Here is a 14,781-nt window from a genome sequence, read left to right as displayed (position 1 = left end):
CGCCGGGCCGGGTCGGATGTGGGCCGGGTCGGCGGGGGCGGGTCTCTGTCGTCGTCTTCGAGGGGAGCCGTTCATGACCACCGCGAAGGACCTGTTCACCATCGCCGTGGACCCGAGGTCGGAACGTCCTGTGGGGCAGGGTGACCTGTCGCTCGCGCTCGCGGGAGCCGAGCTGATCGATCTCATCGGTGCGGGGGCGGTCGCCGTGGACGGTGACCGCATCGTGCCGGGTCTGTCGCCGGTGCCGGACGACCGGCTCCTGGGCGAGGCTGCGGCGGGACTCACCAGGCAGGCGCCCTACGAGCGGATCGAGGACTGGCTGTGGCGCCGGGGCCGAGACCTCTCCGCCGTGTACCAGGCCGCCCTGGAGGAGAGCGGTGAGCTGACGCGGAAACGAAGCGGCCGGTCGCCCTTGGGCTCGGAGCGCGTGGAACCGGTCGATACGCCCGCGCGCCGCCGGGCAGCCGACCGCTGGGAGGAGAAGGAACCCGTCCTGTTCGCCCTCGCCTCGGTCGTGGGCATCGAGGGCGAACGATTCGAGGATGAGCCCGGCCTCGATGACGAGGCGGTGACGACCGTGGTGGCCGTTGTCCACGACGCGGTGATGGAGCTGGAGGCCGTACGCCAGAGGCGGTCCATCGAGAAGGCGGCCTTCGCCAACCTCTGGCGCGGACCGTGAGCCGGTTCAGGATGCGGAACCGGATTCGGGCCCAGGCCCGGATTCGGGTCCGGGTCCGGGGGCAGCGGGTGGACGACGTCGGGGGACCGGGTCGAGTGCTCCACCACTCGTCCTGGGCGCACCGCCGGACCGGGCCGACCGGTCGGAGGCTGCTGCCGCTGTCGGTCGTCCGAGGCTGCTGTCCGGCGGGCGTGCGACAGGTTGCCCGCCATGGCTGAGCTCGGACCCGTCGCCCGGCCGGCTGACCCGATCAGGACCGAGCGGCTCGTGCTCCGCGAGCCCAGGGCCCGGGACCGTACGGCGTTCATCGAGCTGTTCGCCTCACCGGAGGTGGGCACCTACATCGGTGGCCCCCGACCGCGTACTGAGCTCGAACGCGTGGTGCCCGAGGTGCCCGGGCGGCGCCCCGGCCTCTTCGTGGTCGATCTCGACGGAACGATGATCGGCATGATCACGTTCGATCGGCGCGAGGCGGAACGTCCGGGTCACGTCCGTCCGGATGCCGGGGAGGCCGAGCTCGGCTGCATGTTCCTGCCGGAGGCATGGGGACGCGGATACGCCGCCGAGGCGTGCGCGGCGGCACTCGACCGGTTCGCCGACGCGCTTCCCGGCGAGCCGGTGGTGCTCTGCACACAGACCGCCAACGTCCGCTCGATGCGCCTCGCGGCGGAGCTGGGGTTCACCGAGGTGGAGCGGTTCGAGGAGTACGGGGCCGAGCAGTGGTTCGGCGTGTGGTCCGCGATCGTCCCGTCCCGTTCCGCTCCACCCGGCTCGATCCGGAAGCCCACCGTCTCGGAGCGCGGGCACCGGTAGGCCCCGGCCCACCCCGAGGGACGACGGCCGCGCGGTGGCCCGCGCTCCGGACGGGGACCGTGGGTGCGTCGCCAGGGTCCCGCGCGGAGAGGGCCGCCGGGTGGACGGGCCCGTGCCGCGACGAGACCGCCGCGTTCCGCCAGGCGGCACGGCGTCCCGGCTCAGCCGCCGCCGGCGCGGTTCCCGCCGAGCAGCACGGCGATCCGGTCGAGTTGCGTCGGATGCGCCAGGGCCGAGCCCAGGGAGACGACACGTGCGCCGGCTTCGAGAAAGGAGGTGGCGTTCCCCGCGTCGACGCCGCCGGTCGCGACGATGCGCAGCCGCGGGAACGGCGCCCGGACCGCACGTATCCAGGAGGGCCCGAGATGGGACGCGGGAAACACCTTGACCCAGTGGAGGCCCCTCCGTTGTGCCCTCCCCATCTCCGAGGGCGTGGAGACACCCGGAAGGTGGGGGACGCCCAGGGCGAGGCTCTCCTCCAGGACGTCCTCGTCGTACCCGGGGGCGACGGTGAACGCCGCACCGGCCTCCCGGGCGACGCGGACCTGCTCAGGGGTGGTGACGGTGCCGGCCCCCACACGCATGTGCCGGCGTGCGCCGCCGGAGACGGCTGCCTTGAGGGACGGCACGGCGTCAGGGTCCTGGACGGGAACCTCGACCTGGGTGATCCCGAGGTCCCACGCCCGGGTGGCCAACTCGACGGTGCGTTCGGGCGAGTACCCGCGGAGGATCGCCATGAGCGGGACGGCCGCGAACGCGTCGTCGAAGAATCGGGTGAAGTCTTCCGGGGTGTGGGGCACATCGGCCTTCTGATCGGGTCCGGTGGGGTCGGGTCGGCCGGACGGGGCTATCGGGAGACGTCCTCCGCCGCCGAGAAGGAGTCGAGTTCGTGACGGAAGGGCAGGCCCTCGCAGTCCCCCGGGACCGTGACGGCGTAGGCGCCGGTACGTGTCGCGGTGGTGAGGCGTACTCCGGCGTCTCCGCCGGCCAGGCGCTCGACGAGGTAGCCCGCGACGAACGCGTCGCCGGCGCCCACCGGGTCCACCGTCTCCACGGGAACCGCGGCCCGTACGTACTCGCGGTGGTCGATGACGGCGGCGCAGCCGCGTGGGCCGTCCTTGATGATCGCCTCACGCGCACCGAGCGCGGCCAACGAACGGGCGAGCGCCAACGGCTCCCGGGCTCGCGCGGAGGCGTACGCCTCGTCGGTGCCGAGGACGAGCGCGGCCTCCTCGGGTCCGGCGAAGACGATGTCGGCCTGTGTGACGAGCTCCCGAAGCACCGGCGCCGCCTCTTGGCGGCTCCAGAGCTTGCTCCGGTAGTTGACGTCCACGGAGACGGTCACGCCGAGCGCCCGTGCGGTACGCACGGCCCACGACGTTGTCGCCCGCGCTGTCGCGCTCAGGGCCGGCGTGATGCCGGTGACGTGGAGGACGGCCGCCTGACGTACCAGGTCCTCGCCGACATCGTCCTTCGTCAGGCGTGAACCGGCGCTTCCGGCCCGGTGGTAGTCGACCCGGACGCCTGCGTTCGTCCTGCGGGAGCAGACCATGAGCCCGGTGAAGCCGTCGTCGCGCGTGACCCGGCTCCGCACCCCCTCGGTCCGCAGGCGGCGCTCGATGAGGTCTCCCACGCTGTCGCCGCCCAACCGGCCGGCCCACGTCACATGCGCACCGAGACGGGCCGCGGCGACGGCGACGTTGCTCTCGGCTCCTCCGACCGACATCGTGAAGGACCGGGAGACGTCCAGAAGGCCGATCCGGTCGGCGGTGACGCGTCCCATGGCCTCGCCGAAGGTGACGAGCCGCCCTCGCGGCAGCCCCGCCGCCGTCACCGGTCCGCCGGGAAGAAGTCGGGGTGCCGGTGTGCCCACGCGACGTACTCGGCGACCTGGTCCTTGAGATCGGTCGGTTTCCAGGCCAGCTCACGCTGTGCGCGGTCGGATGCGTAGATTCCGTTCTTGCCGAACTCGGTGCCGGGGTCCATGTCGGCGTCGGCCGTCCCGGCCGGCACCTGGAGCATCTCGACGCCGAAGAGATCCGCGAGCTCGGGGACAGCTGTCCGGATGCCGCGGGAGACGTTGTAGGTCCGGGTCCCTTCACCCTCCGTGACGGCGAGCAGGCGCAGGGCCTGGGCGGCCTGGGTCACGCTGAGCCAGTCACCGCCCGCCCGCGGTGTCCGGTCCGTGATCCTGAGGGGCCGGTTCCGCACCGCTGCCGCCGCCAGGTGATAGGGCAGGGACATGACGGCACGACCGGAGCTCGGCCGTTCCATGGGGCCGAACATCTTGGTCAGGCGTGCGACGGGGACGTGGAGGCCGTAGAGCCGGCTGAACCGTCGCGCGATGAGTTCGCCGGCCACCTTGCTGATGCCGTACATCTCGTCGGGCGCGGGCGGGGTCTCCTCGGTGAGCGACTGCTCCGGCGAGCATCCGTAGACGGCGCCGCTGCTGATGAGGAGGACGCGCCGGACCCCGTCGGTGCGCCGCGCGGCGTCGAGGACGTTCGTCGTGCCGCCGACGTTGACGCGGATGAAACGCTCGGGGTCACGACGTTCGGTCGACGCGTCGTGGGTGACCGTGGCACCGTGGATGATCACGTCGGGTGTACGCGCCCTGATCGTGTCCGCCATTGCCCCGGCATCGGTGACGTCGGCCCGGACGAAGCGCACGCGTCCCTCGTCCGCGCCGAGGTAACTCGTGAGGACGTCGTCGGGTGCGTGCAGGTCGACGGCGGTGACAGTGGCGTCGGGCTCGGCGGTGAGCAGTTCCTTGACCAGGACGCTCATGACGAAGCCCCGGGCGCCGGTAACCAGGTAGTGCATGTTCAGTGGACCTTGCTCTCGTCGGGCAGGGGCGCGGGCCGGTCCGCCGGCGCCAGGACTTCGCGCATCTCGCGCACCGCGTCGTTCACAGTCAGGACGCCGGTCAGGCCGATCTCGGCAGCGAGCACCGCGGCCTGCGGGGGCCTGATGTTGGTCTCCTGGAGCACCTCGCGCTGCGAGAAGACCTCTGCCGGTGTGCCGTCGGTCAGGACCCGGCCCTCTCGCATGGCGATGACACGGGTGGCGTACTCGGCGACCAGTGCCATGTCGTGGGAGATGATGACGACCGTCCGGCCGCGGGCGTGGTGGTGCGCGAGCGAGTCGAGGATCTTGCGGGACTCGGCCCGGTCCTGACCGGTCGTGGGTTCGTCGACGACCACGACGTCGCATCCCATGACGAGGGTCGAGGCGATGGCGAGGCGCTGGCGCTCGCCTCGGGAGAGGTGGATGGGGTTGGCTTCCTCCCGTCCCTCCAGCCCGACCAGTTCCAGTGTCTCGGACACGCGCTCGGCGAGCGTCCCGGGCTCGGCCCCGAGGTTGCGCGGGCCGTACTCCAGTTCCTCCCGGCAGGTGTCGTGGAAGATCTGACGGTCCGGATTCTGGAAGACGTACCCGACGGTCGAGGCGAGGTGGTGCAGCCGTGAGCCGCGGGTGTCGATGGTCCGGCCGTCCTTCGTGCGCAGGCGGACCGCGCCGGAGGGGCCGGTCGGCCGGAGCAGACCGTTGAAGTGCTTGGCGAGGGTCGTCTTGCCGGAGCCGTTCTTGCCGATGATCGCGACGAATTCGCCGCGGCCGATCGTCATGCTCACTCCGGCCAGGGCCTTCGTCGCCCCACCGTAGGTGTGCTCGACATCGACGATCTCGATGACTGCGTCCGATCGGCTCATGAGAGGTTCCTGTCGCTGTGCGGGTCGTTCGTCATCGACTGCCAGGTGGCCACCGCCGCCGGGACGGACAGCGGGAGCTGGGCGTCCCAGTACCCCTGCTCCCTCAGCCGCAGAGCCACGTCGAGCACCTGGGGCCGGTCCGGTGCCGCGGGGCCCACGAGCACCTCGCGCGGAGTGCCGACCGCCTCGATACGGCCCTGCCGCATGGCGATGAGACGATCGGCGTGGACGGCGAGCTCCTCGATCTTGTGCTCGACGACGATGACGGTGACGCCCTCGTCCGCGAGTACGCGGATCGCGTCCATGACGCCTTCGGTGCCGGCGGGGTCGAGTTCGGACGTCGGTTCGTCGAGGAGCATGATCCGCGGGCTGAGGCAGAAGATCGAGGCGACGACGACGCGCTGCTTCTCCCCGCCCGAGAGGGCGTGCGTGAACCTGTCGAGAAGGCCGCCGATGTCGAAGAGGGTGGCTGCGCGTCGCAGGCGCCGCTCGATCTCCGGTACCGGGATGCCTCGGTTCTCCATGCCCCAGACGAGCTCTTCCCTCACCACGGTGTTGACGAGCTGGACCTCCGGGTCCTGCATGACGAGGCCAACGGTCTCGGTGATCTCGGAGAGGCTGGTGAAGTCCGACAACGGGCGCCCGAAGATCGCGATGTCGCCCCGCAGGGCGGCGCTGTCCTCGTGCCGGGGGATGACACCGGACAGGCACTGCAGGAGGGTGGATTTTCCGGCACCGGTCGGACCGAGGATGCCCAGGACCTCCCCGGGCGCGACGTCGAAGCCGACTTCGTCGAGCGCGCGCCGGTCGGCGCCCTCGTAACGGACGGTCAGGCCGGACACGGACAGCGCTGGTGCGGTCATGCTCATGCCCCTTCGGTGAATGGTGCGGGCAGATACCACTGCATGCCCAGAAGCGCGGCGGCGAGGAGGATCACGCCGGCGAGGAGGAGGGCGTCGCTCGTCCGGAACGCGACCACCCGGTAGAAGGTTCGCGGGCCCGGCAGGCTGTAGCCGCGCAGCTCCATCGAGAGGGCGATCTCGCTGCTGCGTTTCATCGAGCCGGCGAGCATGGGGAACAGCATCCGGACGATCGCCCGGCCGCGGCGGAGCGGATGGCGCGAACTGCTCTCGGCCGATCCGCGGACCGCCATGGCCGTGAGCAAGGTCTTCGCCTCGTCCTGGAGCAGGGGCAGGAACCGGAACGCGAAGCTCGTCAGATAGGCGAACTTGTAGGGCACCCCGACCTTGTTGAGCGCGAGCGCGATGTCCGACGGGCTGGTGGTCACCGAGAACCCGTAGAAGCAGATCCCCATGGCGAAGAGGCGCATCCCGATGCCCAGCCCGAGCAGGACACCCGCCCTGGAGAAGGAGACCCCGCCGAGCGACGCGATCGCCGGCCCGCCCTGGACCAGGGATTGCAGGAGAGTGAGAAGCAGGACGAGCGGGATGATGAGGAGGAGGGCCTTGGCGTACGAGGCCGGTGTGATCCGTGCGAGTACGGCGAGGCCGAGCACCACGACGGCGGTCAGCGCGACGAGGACGTCGATGCGCGTCGTCGTCAGCGCGACGACGAGGACGACGATGATGGCGGCGATCTTCGCACGCGCGTCGGCTCGATGCAGAAACGTTTTTCCTGGCTGGTAGAGCATCGTTCCACTCATCGCGGAAGCCCCTTGGTTCGCGTGGACCGGTCAGATCGCATCGGCGGCCGCCTTGAGGTCGCGTTCCTTCTGGACGAGTCCGGTGTTGACCAGCCGGCGCATGATCCCGTAGGTGATGAAGGAACCCACCAGGTAGCACGGCTGGACGACGAGGACCTGGCCCGTGATGAAGCCCCAGGGCAGGTGGAGGATGACGCGGTTGCCCACGCCGAACATCAACGCGTCGAACAGGCCGCCGATCTGCCCGATGAGGACGAGCTGCCACAGCCTCAGGCCCTTGTCACGGGACTTCATGAGCCATACCAGCAGCGCCACGGGGACCGTGTGCGCCGCGTTGGTGAGGAACAAGAACGGCGCCATCGGCTGCGAGGCCGTGAGGTTGGAGATGATCGGATTGATCCAGGCGGTGATCAACGCCCCGGTCAGACCGTAGAACGCCGCGGAGGGCACCCAGATCGCGCAGACGACGATCGCCGAGACGATCGGGATGCTGCCGCCGGTGAGGGCCAGGTCGAGGCGCTCGGTGATCTGGAGGATCACCGCCATGGTGAGCCCGAGGAACACGCACGTGATGATCGTGCGGGTGTCCCGGGGAAGTATCCGGAATTTCCAGTTGGGGAGCGTCGTCCACCGCTGTGACGACATCGTCGTTGCCGTTGCCATGGATCTTTCCTCTGCTGGTGCGTGCGGGCGCGGACGCCGAGGTGCGCGTCCTGCGGGGTGGTCGGCGTGATCGCCGTGGACGCCGGTCATCTGGTTGCGGCGGGAGCCGGTCCGGTTCGGACCGGCGTGGTGTCGCCGGTGGGTTCGGGCAGGGCGAGGGCGCGGTTGACGAGGACACGTGTGGCGGAGCCTGCGCTGTCCGCCCGGCCGGTCAGGACGTCGTCCTCGGTGAACCGGGCGAGGTAGATGCCCCGGTCGCCGAAGCGGTCGTGGTCGTAGACGACGAAGATCCGGCCGTCGGGCCCGATGGCGGCGTCGGGGTAGGAGACGTCGTCCCGGTCGTCGAGGAGGAGCCGGTGCGGCCACGTCGCACCGTCGTCGTCGCTGACGAAGGCCGTGAGGTTGGTGCGGCCCTTCCACTCCTTGACGTTGCCCTGCCGCTCGATCTCCTCGCGGGACCGCCGATCACCGAACTCCGCGTGATTGATCATGAGCAGGCGGCCCGACGGCAGTCGCCGGACGTGGAAGCGGGAGCAGGGGCCGTCAATGTGGCTGAGCCGGCCGGGCGACCACGTTCTGCCTCCGTCCCGCGAGAAGCTCTCGCCCACGCCGTCGAAGCGTCGGACGAGCATCCACAGCCCGCCGTCGCGCTTCTCGACGATCATGTGCTCGTCGAAGCTGCGGTTCGGTACATCGGCCCCGCCGAGGTAGGAGATCGTCTCCCCCTCGTCGGTGGAGACGTACACGTTGGAGAACCGTTCCGCCTCCAGCGGGTGGTCCTCGGCAGGCGTGTGGCAGGCCCAGATGGCCGCGGGAAACAGCCACGTGCCGTCGGAGAGCACGGTGGGCTTGTTCATCATGATGCCGTTGGCGATCCGACGCGGCTCGGTCCAGACCGGCTCGTCGTCGTCGGGATTGTCGCTCGTGGCGACCCAGACGCCCGTCCTGCCGTCGAAGAAGTCGCGGCTCTGGTTCCACGTCAGCCAGAGCCTGTCGGTGGGGTCCCGCCAGAGGCAGGGGTCGTACACGCGCACCTCGGGGTCGTCGTGTTCGATGACGAACCTGGGGCCGGTCCAGGTGGTGCCGTCATCGTCGCTGCTCGTGACGACGACGAAGTTCCCCCCGGTCTCCGTCTCCATCCCCGAGTACCAGTTGACGTACAGCCGCCCGCCATGGGTGCGCTCGACCGACGGGATGCCCTGCCACTTGCGGTGTTCGTCCTGGTACCGGGCGTCGGTGGGACGCGAATGGATTCGAGCGGGGGACGTGGCGCCTGTCCGGGGCATGCCTGCTCCTGTCGTTGACGGTGCTGCCGTCGGTGCGTGCGACGGTGCACGACAGTGTTGAGCAGTGATTGGCGTCTGTCAATACTGACGAACGCTGCTCACGAGTTGGCGGCTGTCGGGAATCCAGTCCAGCAGCCGCTGGACGAGCACCTCGTTGCCCCCGACGATCGACGTCTCCGCGGCCTCGATCATCGCCTCGAAGTGGGCCCGCATGGCCTCCTCGGCGCCGACGGGGTCCCGCTGCCGGATCCGGTCGAGGACCGCCTGGTGCTCGGCGACGACCTTCTCCTCGTCCCGGCGGGTGGCGAGGACCGTGTCAAGCACCGCCTCGACACGGTCCAAGTGCGGTGCGAGCATCATCTCGGCAGCCACTTTGAGTATCCTATTTGACGACATATCGACAATACCTCGGTGGAACAGAAGCCCCGGCTGTTCGATCATCGGAGCGCTGCCGACGACCCGGACATGCTGGTCGCACAGGTCCTGCAACCGCAGCAACCGATCCTCCTCGGGCGCTCGGGCGGCATCGCCCGCGACCGCGCTCTCGACGGCGAGACGCGCCCTGAGCAGGTCGAGCAGGTCCTTGGTGTCGCGCACCGCGTGCTGCAACGAGCCCGAGGCGCTCTGGGCCAGGACCGCCTCGGCCGCACGGCGCCGCCCCTCCCCCGCCAGCTTCCGCCCCTTGGTGCCCACGGGCGTGGTCCATCCCCGGGCGTCCATCTCCCGCAGCAGGCGCGACACGGAGGACTCGCTGAGCTCCCTGCCCCGTCTCGCCAGCTCACGCTGGGCGTTGCGGGTCCCCAGCGGTCCGCTCGACACCGACATCAGCTGCAGGAGCGCGAGCATGGCTCCTTCGCGGTCGTTCATGGCCGTCCTCTCGCTCATCCCGCCGGTCGGCCCGTCCGCCGACCGGTTCCGCCTCGCCGATGGCGAGGGACAGGCCGCCGAGGTGACGCACTTGACTCGGCACTCTTCAGCGACCAAGGTTTGTCAAAACTGACCGACGCCTGCCGGTCTCAGGATATCGCGCCTGATCCTGTGCCGGCGTACCGCTTTGTGACCAAGACAAGGACGTCCGATGATTCCCGTCTCCTCACCCAGCGACTACCCCCGCGACCTCGCCGGCTACGGCAGACAGCTTCCCCACGCGCAGTGGCCCGGTGGTGCGAAGGTAGCCGTGCAGTTCGTCCTCAATCTTGAGGAGGGCGGCGAGAACAACATCCTGCACGGCGACGCGGCGTCGGAGGCGTTCCTCACGGAGGAGCCGACCACCGCTCTGCGGGGTCGCCGCAACCTCAACGTCGAGTCCCAGTACGAGTACGGCACCCGCGCCGGCTTCTGGCGGCTCCGCAGGCTGTTCGACGAGCGCGGACTGCCGGTGACGGTCTTCGGTATCTCCGAGTCGCTCCGCCGCAACCCCGATCTGATAGCCGCCGCCCAGGAATCCGATTGGGAGATCGCCTCGCACTCCCTTCGGTGGATCAACTACGCGGAACTGGAGCCGGAGGTCGAGCGCGAGCACATCGAGCGGGCCGTACGGCTCCACACCGAGGTGTGCGGCGAGGCGCCGCTCGGTTGGTACACGGGTCGCAACAGCCCCAACACCCGCCGTCTCGTGGTCGAGCACGGGGGTTTCCTCTACGACTCGGACTCCTTCAGCGACGACCTGCCGTACTGGAGCGACGTCGACGGCGTCGCGCAGCTCGTGATCCCCTACACCCTCGACAACAACGACGGCCGGTACGTCAACACCTACGGCTTCCAGTCCGAGTCGTTCTCCGCCTACCTCACACAAGCTCTTGAACTCCTCCTGGAGGAAGGCGCGGAACGCCCGCGCATGATGAGTGTCGGGCTGCATCTGCGCGTCAGCGGACGACCCGGTCGCGCAGCGGATCTGCGCCGGTTCCTGGATCTCGTGGCCGGTCACCCCGATGTCTGGGTCACCCGGCGCGTGGACATCGCCCGTCACTGGCGCACGGTCCACCCCGCCTCGCGGTGGCTGCCGCGATCGGTCGACCCGCTGGCGGAGGACGGTCCGGTGCCGGATCAGCCTCATGCCGTGGCGACGGGTGCCCGCCGGTCCTGAGGCCGGGTTCCCGGTGACGGGGAAGGCCGACGAATTCCTTGACGCGGGGCCCGGGGGCACCGGATCGCACGGCCGGCCTCCTCCACGCCGTTCGAGAGCGCGAACGGACCGGTGCCGAGTGCCGGGTCGCGGCGGAGCCGCCGACCCCCGACCGTGCCGGGCGCCGGAGTCATCCGCCCCCGACCGTCCGGGCCGCTGAGTGGTCCCGACCGCGGGCCGTTGCCGGGGCTTCGCGTCAGCGCGTACTGATGCAGTGCGGATCAGGTACGACGGTCAGGATCGCCGACACCAGCACGACCGCCACCAGCACCGTCCGCTCCCGACGGGCCGGGCGGTGCGCGGTGGCGGGGTCCCCGTCCCGTGTCAGCCGCAGTCTGGCGGTCAGCGCGAGCGCGTTCACCACGGCCGGCAACGCGAACTTGACCAGCAGGGTCCGCCCGTACGTCGAGGTGAACACCGTGTCGAGGGGCAGCCGCCGCAGGGTGCTGAACGTCCCGGTCACCGCGAGCGCCACGTACAGCCACACGGCGAGCCTGGCGTAGCGGCCGAGCAGCGCGCGGGCGGCCCCCGGGGTGTCCGCGCCACAGCCGCATGGCGCGGAGCACGTGGAACAGCCCGTCGGCCCACAGCGAGGCGGCCGTCAGATGGACGACGGTCAGCACGGCCCCGATCTCCGGGGTGTACGCCTCCGGGTGGGCCCGCAGCGCCTCGGCGCCGACGACCAGGGCGAGCGGCACGGCGGACCAGCCGGGGCGTCCGGCCCACGCAGCCCGCGGCGAACACGAAACCGTTGGCCATGAGGAGGAGCAGCCCGCCCTCCCTGGTGCCGTAGGTGCCGGTGAGGGAGAGATCGCTGACCTCGGCGAGCCGTGCGATCCGTCCTGCCGACGCCACCGCTCCGGTGAGCGAGGTCCCCACCATCCGTTCGCGCGGCAGACGCCGCGGCCGGTCCGGGACGGTGCGGGCGAGCCCGGCCACGGCGAGCCGGCCGATGTGGAGGGCGAGGGTCGCGAACAGCGTCGCGCGCAGTACGGTCGCCGGGCCCGCGCCCGGTATCCGGAGTTCGCCCGTGCCGCGCCCGGCGAGGCCGGCGCCGGACCAGGCGACGAGAAGGGTCAGGACCGTCAGGGCGCAGTCCACGAGGCCGGCGCACGCCTTGAGGACCGGGGCGCGGCGGCCCACCGGGGGCGGCGATGGCGCGGGGCTCCTCCGGTCGCCGCGACGGTGGTGGTCACCGCGTCGCGCGGACGGTCGACGAGCCGGGAAGCCCGGACCCCGTCGCCCAGGGATGAGCGGGCCCGTCGCACGGCCTGCGGGCGGCACGGGAGTCGACCGCCCGCCCACGGCGGCGCGGGGCACGGGTCAGCGGAAGACTCCGGTGTGGCCCAGCGAGTAGCGGCCCGGCTGCGGATAGACGGCGAGTCCGTGCGGGCCCTTGCCGACCGGAATCCTGGCGAGCTGTCTGCCGTCGCTCGTGTCGATCGCGTACACCTCGGAGTCGTAACGCCCCGACAGCCAGAGCACCTTGCCGTCGGCCGAGACGCCGCCCATGTCGGGGCTGCCGCCGTTCGGCAGCTGCCATTTCCTCGTCAGCTCGTTCCGGGCGAAGTCGAAGACGGAGACGCTGCCCTCGCCCCGGTTGGAGATGTACATCTCGCGGGAGTCGCGGCTGACGTACAGCCCGTGGCAGCCCTTGCCGGTGGGCATCAGCTTCGGGGTGGTGAACTTCCCGGCGTCCAGCACCCACATCCCGTTGGCCGCCATGTCCGCGATGTAGAAGGTCCTGCCGTCCGGTGAGAGCTTGACGTCCTGCGGCATCGCGCCGCGCACCGGCAGCTTCTGCGTGCCGACGACCTTCATCCGCTCGGTGTCGACCTTGAGGAGTTCCCCGGAGAACTCGCAGGAGACGATGAAGTACCGCCCGTCCGCCGAGAAGTCTGCGTGGTTGACCCCCGCGCAGGTGACCGGGACCGTCTTGACGCGTTTCATGGTCCGCGGGTCGCGGAAGACGAGTTGGCGGTCCATCGACGCCATGACGACGGCGTACTTCCCGTTGGGTGTGAAGTAGAGGTTGTACGGGTCGGAGACCTTGACCGTGCGGCCGGGTTTCCCGGTGGCGGGGTCGATGGCGGTGAGGCTGTCGCCCAGGTCGTTGTTGACCCAGAGCGTCCTCAGGTCCCACGAGGGGACGACGTGCTGGGGTTGCCGGCCGACCGGGATCGTCTCGATGACCTTGTACGTCCTGGGATCGATCACCGTCACCGTGTCGGAGGCGGTGTTGGGTACGTAGACGCGCGGCGGGAACTTCCGGACGACCGGTGACAGCCGGCCCGCGCGGTCGGCGGCGTAGACGTCACGCGGATCGAGCACCGGCGGCATCCCCGGCAGTCCGGGCGGGGCCGCCGGGCCGACCCGGGACGGGGTCGGTGGCGGGGCGGCGGCCGGACTGCCGTGTCCGTCCGACGAGCCGCAGCCGGCGAGAGCGACGAGGAGTACGGCCCCGAGCAGGGCCGGGGTGCGCGTGGCGCACCGGGTGCGCCCGAGGAGGTGGGGCATCAGGTCAACAACTCCGTCGTGGTCACCGCGCGCAGCCCGCGGCGGTCGATTTCGGTGAGGAGGAGCGGCAGGGCCGCGACCGTGTCCGCGTAGCCGAAGTGCAGGCTGACCACCGATCCGTTGCGGATCTCCCCGGCGACCTTGCGGGTGACGGCCGTGGCACCGGGCGAGGTGAAGTCGAGGGAGTCCACGTCGTACGAGAGGACGTGGGGGTATCCGGCGCGCTGGGCGAGCCGCTGGACGAGGGGGGTGGCGTGCTGGGTCCGTGAGGGCCGGAACCAGGTGCCGATGGAGCCGGTGAGGCGGCGCAACCGGTCGGCGCAGCCGGTGATCTCGGCGTACGCCCGCGCCTCGCCCATCGAGGAGATGTCGAGGTGGTGCTGGGTGTGGTTGCCGAGGTCGTGGCCGCCGTCGAGGACCCGGCGGGCCATCTCGGGGTGTTCGTCGAGCCAGTCACCGACGGCGAGGACGGTGACCCTCGCCCCGGCGCGTTCGGCTTCGGCGAGGACGGATCTGGCGATCGAGGGGTCGCCCTGGCCGTGGAAGGTGAGGGCCACCCGGGCGCGGTCGCGGGGGCCGTGGACGATCTGCGCGGGCCGGCCGGGGAAGCGGTGCGGGGCGGCCGCGTGGGCCGGTGCGGCGGGCCGGGCGGGGGTGGGGGTACGCGCGGGGCCGCCGGCCGAGGGGGTGGGCGGCCGGGCGTGGGGGGTGCCGCCGTGTTCCGTACAGCCCGAGGCGAAGGCTGCCGCGAGGGCCGCCCCCGCGGCTGCCCGCAGCGTGTCGCGGCGGGGTACGGGTGACTCGCGACCGTTCATGGCCGTGCACCTTCCCGGGGTCGGGTCCGAGGGGCCGGGGCGAGGAGCGGGCCCCGGTGAACCACCGTAGGGGCGTTAATGACGATCAAATGACGATTAGGCCGTTTCAGGGCCTTTCGCGGGCCGCGACGGCACCCGTCCGCGGGACCGGCTTGCGGGACCTGCCCACCGGATTGACCTACGGGACCGGCTTACGGGACCGGCCCGCGAGACCGGTCGGAAGGACCGGCTTGCGCGATGAACGCACGGAATGAGTCCGTCCGCTCTTGCGGTGATCGGTAAATCCCGGCGTGAAGCCCGCCGCCATGCGTCAATTACCAGGCGAGTGACCCATCACACCTACGATTCATCCTGCCGATGTCACGGTATTGACACTTTCGCGCAGGTATGGGCCTTTGGCACCACAGCCGCCCATCTGCCATAGTCGGAGCCACGACCACCATTGACCCGGGCCAGGTCGTCACGAGCGGCCGTGGACACACCCCCACGCCACGGCCCCCACCGCAGCCC

General features: G+C 70.8%; 15 protein-coding genes. 3 read left to right on the top strand and 12 right to left on the bottom strand.

What is annotated here, in order from left to right; all coding sequences use genetic code 11:
- Positions 1-73 precede the first annotated feature (73 nt).
- The gene (locus PZB75_RS23225; RefSeq protein ID WP_275537229.1) at positions 74-679 is read left to right on the top strand and encodes a GPP34 family phosphoprotein; all 606 of its coding nucleotides are present in this window, start codon (positions 74-76) and stop codon (positions 677-679) included.
- A gap of 210 nt (positions 680-889) precedes the next feature.
- The gene (locus PZB75_RS23220) at positions 890-1,492 is read left to right on the top strand and encodes a GNAT family N-acetyltransferase (protein WP_275537228.1); all 603 of its coding nucleotides are present in this window, start codon (positions 890-892) and stop codon (positions 1,490-1,492) included.
- 161 nt (positions 1,493-1,653) lie between these two features.
- Here the strand turns inward: PZB75_RS23220 and PZB75_RS23215 are convergent, their stop codons facing one another.
- The 9 genes from PZB75_RS23215 to PZB75_RS23175 all read right to left on the bottom strand — a co-directional run bounded on the left by PZB75_RS23215 (position 1,654) and on the right by PZB75_RS23175 (position 9,681).
- Positions 1,654-2,292 carry a bifunctional 4-hydroxy-2-oxoglutarate aldolase/2-dehydro-3-deoxy-phosphogluconate aldolase gene (locus PZB75_RS23215; RefSeq protein WP_275537227.1) on the bottom strand — a complete coding sequence of 213 codons (639 nt, stop codon included), beginning with the start codon at positions 2,290-2,292 and terminating at the stop codon, positions 1,654-1,656.
- A 47-nt stretch (positions 2,293-2,339) separates the two neighbouring features.
- Positions 2,340-3,365, bottom strand: a complete 1,026-nt coding sequence (locus PZB75_RS23210) for a sugar kinase (RefSeq protein WP_275537226.1) — start codon at positions 3,363-3,365, stop codon at positions 2,340-2,342.
- Entirely contained in the window at positions 3,323-4,315 is a 993-nt protein-coding gene (locus PZB75_RS23205) for an NAD(P)-dependent oxidoreductase (RefSeq protein ID WP_275537225.1), read from the bottom strand. The genes PZB75_RS23210 and PZB75_RS23205 overlap by 43 nt, the downstream gene beginning before the upstream one ends.
- A 2-nt stretch (positions 4,316-4,317) precedes the next feature.
- Positions 4,318-5,202, bottom strand: a complete 885-nt coding sequence (locus PZB75_RS23200) for an energy-coupling factor ABC transporter ATP-binding protein (RefSeq protein WP_275537224.1) — start codon at positions 5,200-5,202, stop codon at positions 4,318-4,320.
- On the bottom strand, positions 5,199-6,065 hold the full coding sequence (locus PZB75_RS23195; RefSeq protein WP_275537223.1) for an ABC transporter ATP-binding protein: 867 nt from the start codon (positions 6,063-6,065) through the stop codon (positions 5,199-5,201). The genes PZB75_RS23200 and PZB75_RS23195 overlap by 4 nt, the downstream gene beginning before the upstream one ends.
- A 2-nt stretch (positions 6,066-6,067) precedes the next feature.
- Entirely contained in the window at positions 6,068-6,865 is a 798-nt protein-coding gene (locus tag PZB75_RS23190) for an energy-coupling factor transporter transmembrane component T (RefSeq protein ID WP_275537222.1), read from the bottom strand.
- A gap of 30 nt (positions 6,866-6,895) precedes the next feature.
- The gene (locus PZB75_RS23185; protein WP_275537221.1) at positions 6,896-7,528 is read right to left on the bottom strand and encodes a hypothetical protein; all 633 of its coding nucleotides are present in this window, start codon (positions 7,526-7,528) and stop codon (positions 6,896-6,898) included.
- An 86-nt stretch (positions 7,529-7,614) separates the two neighbouring features.
- Entirely contained in the window at positions 7,615-8,814 is a 1,200-nt protein-coding gene (locus tag PZB75_RS23180; protein ID WP_275537220.1) for a sialidase family protein, read from the bottom strand.
- A gap of 78 nt (positions 8,815-8,892) precedes the next feature.
- Positions 8,893-9,681, bottom strand: coding sequence for an FCD domain-containing protein (locus PZB75_RS23175; RefSeq protein WP_275537219.1), 789 nt, complete (start codon positions 9,679-9,681; stop codon positions 8,893-8,895).
- Positions 9,682-9,892: 211 nt separating this feature from the next.
- Here PZB75_RS23175 and puuE point away from each other — a divergent pair, with 211 nt between their 5' ends.
- The gene (gene puuE, locus PZB75_RS23170) at positions 9,893-10,900 is read left to right on the top strand and encodes an allantoinase PuuE (RefSeq protein ID WP_275537218.1); all 1,008 of its coding nucleotides are present in this window, start codon (positions 9,893-9,895) and stop codon (positions 10,898-10,900) included.
- A gap of 235 nt (positions 10,901-11,135) precedes the next feature.
- Here the strand turns inward: puuE and PZB75_RS32080 are convergent, their stop codons facing one another.
- From PZB75_RS32080 to PZB75_RS23155, 3 genes are all read right to left on the bottom strand, one after another.
- Positions 11,136-11,426 carry a CopD family protein gene (locus PZB75_RS32080; protein ID WP_343286258.1) on the bottom strand — a complete coding sequence of 97 codons (291 nt, stop codon included), beginning with the start codon at positions 11,424-11,426 and terminating at the stop codon, positions 11,136-11,138.
- Between the two features lie 836 nt (positions 11,427-12,262).
- A complete protein-coding gene (locus PZB75_RS23160; RefSeq protein WP_275537217.1) occupies positions 12,263-13,456 on the bottom strand; it encodes a YncE family protein in 1,194 nt (397 codons plus the stop codon).
- Positions 13,456-14,271 carry a polysaccharide deacetylase family protein gene (locus PZB75_RS23155; protein ID WP_275537216.1) on the bottom strand — a complete coding sequence of 272 codons (816 nt, stop codon included), beginning with the start codon at positions 14,269-14,271 and terminating at the stop codon, positions 13,456-13,458. The genes PZB75_RS23160 and PZB75_RS23155 overlap by 1 nt, the downstream gene beginning before the upstream one ends.
- Between the last annotated feature and the right edge of the window lie 510 nt (positions 14,272-14,781).

Source organism: Streptomyces sp. AM 4-1-1, from assembly GCF_029167625.1.
In the GTDB taxonomy this organism is placed as follows: domain Bacteria; phylum Actinomycetota; class Actinomycetes; order Streptomycetales; family Streptomycetaceae; genus Streptomyces.
The sequence above is the reverse complement of the archived record's forward strand: the minus strand, read 5'-3'. Positions and strand labels throughout refer to the sequence as shown.

Coding starts and splice junctions, on each gene's coding strand:
- PZB75_RS23220 (WP_275537228.1), top strand. CDS start 890: ATGGCTGAGCTCGGACCCGTCGCCCGGCCGGCTGACCCGATCAGGACC.
- PZB75_RS23180 (WP_275537220.1), bottom strand. CDS start 8,814: ATGCCCCGGACAGGCGCCACGTCCCCCGCTCGAATCCATTCGCGTCCC.
- PZB75_RS23185 (WP_275537221.1), bottom strand. CDS start 7,528: ATGGCAACGGCAACGACGATGTCGTCACAGCGGTGGACGACGCTCCCC.
- PZB75_RS23200 (WP_275537224.1), bottom strand. CDS start 5,202: ATGAGCCGATCGGACGCAGTCATCGAGATCGTCGATGTCGAGCACACC.
- PZB75_RS23155 (WP_275537216.1), bottom strand. CDS start 14,271: ATGAACGGTCGCGAGTCACCCGTACCCCGCCGCGACACGCTGCGGGCA.
- PZB75_RS23205 (WP_275537225.1), bottom strand. CDS start 4,315: ATGCACTACCTGGTTACCGGCGCCCGGGGCTTCGTCATGAGCGTCCTG.
- PZB75_RS23160 (WP_275537217.1), bottom strand. CDS start 13,456: ATGCCCCACCTCCTCGGGCGCACCCGGTGCGCCACGCGCACCCCGGCC.
- PZB75_RS23190 (WP_275537222.1), bottom strand. CDS start 6,865: ATGAGTGGAACGATGCTCTACCAGCCAGGAAAAACGTTTCTGCATCGA.
- PZB75_RS23195 (WP_275537223.1), bottom strand. CDS start 6,065: ATGACCGCACCAGCGCTGTCCGTGTCCGGCCTGACCGTCCGTTACGAG.
- PZB75_RS23225 (WP_275537229.1), top strand. CDS start 74: ATGACCACCGCGAAGGACCTGTTCACCATCGCCGTGGACCCGAGGTCG.
- puuE (WP_275537218.1), top strand. CDS start 9,893: ATGATTCCCGTCTCCTCACCCAGCGACTACCCCCGCGACCTCGCCGGC.
- PZB75_RS23175 (WP_275537219.1), bottom strand. CDS start 9,681: ATGAACGACCGCGAAGGAGCCATGCTCGCGCTCCTGCAGCTGATGTCG.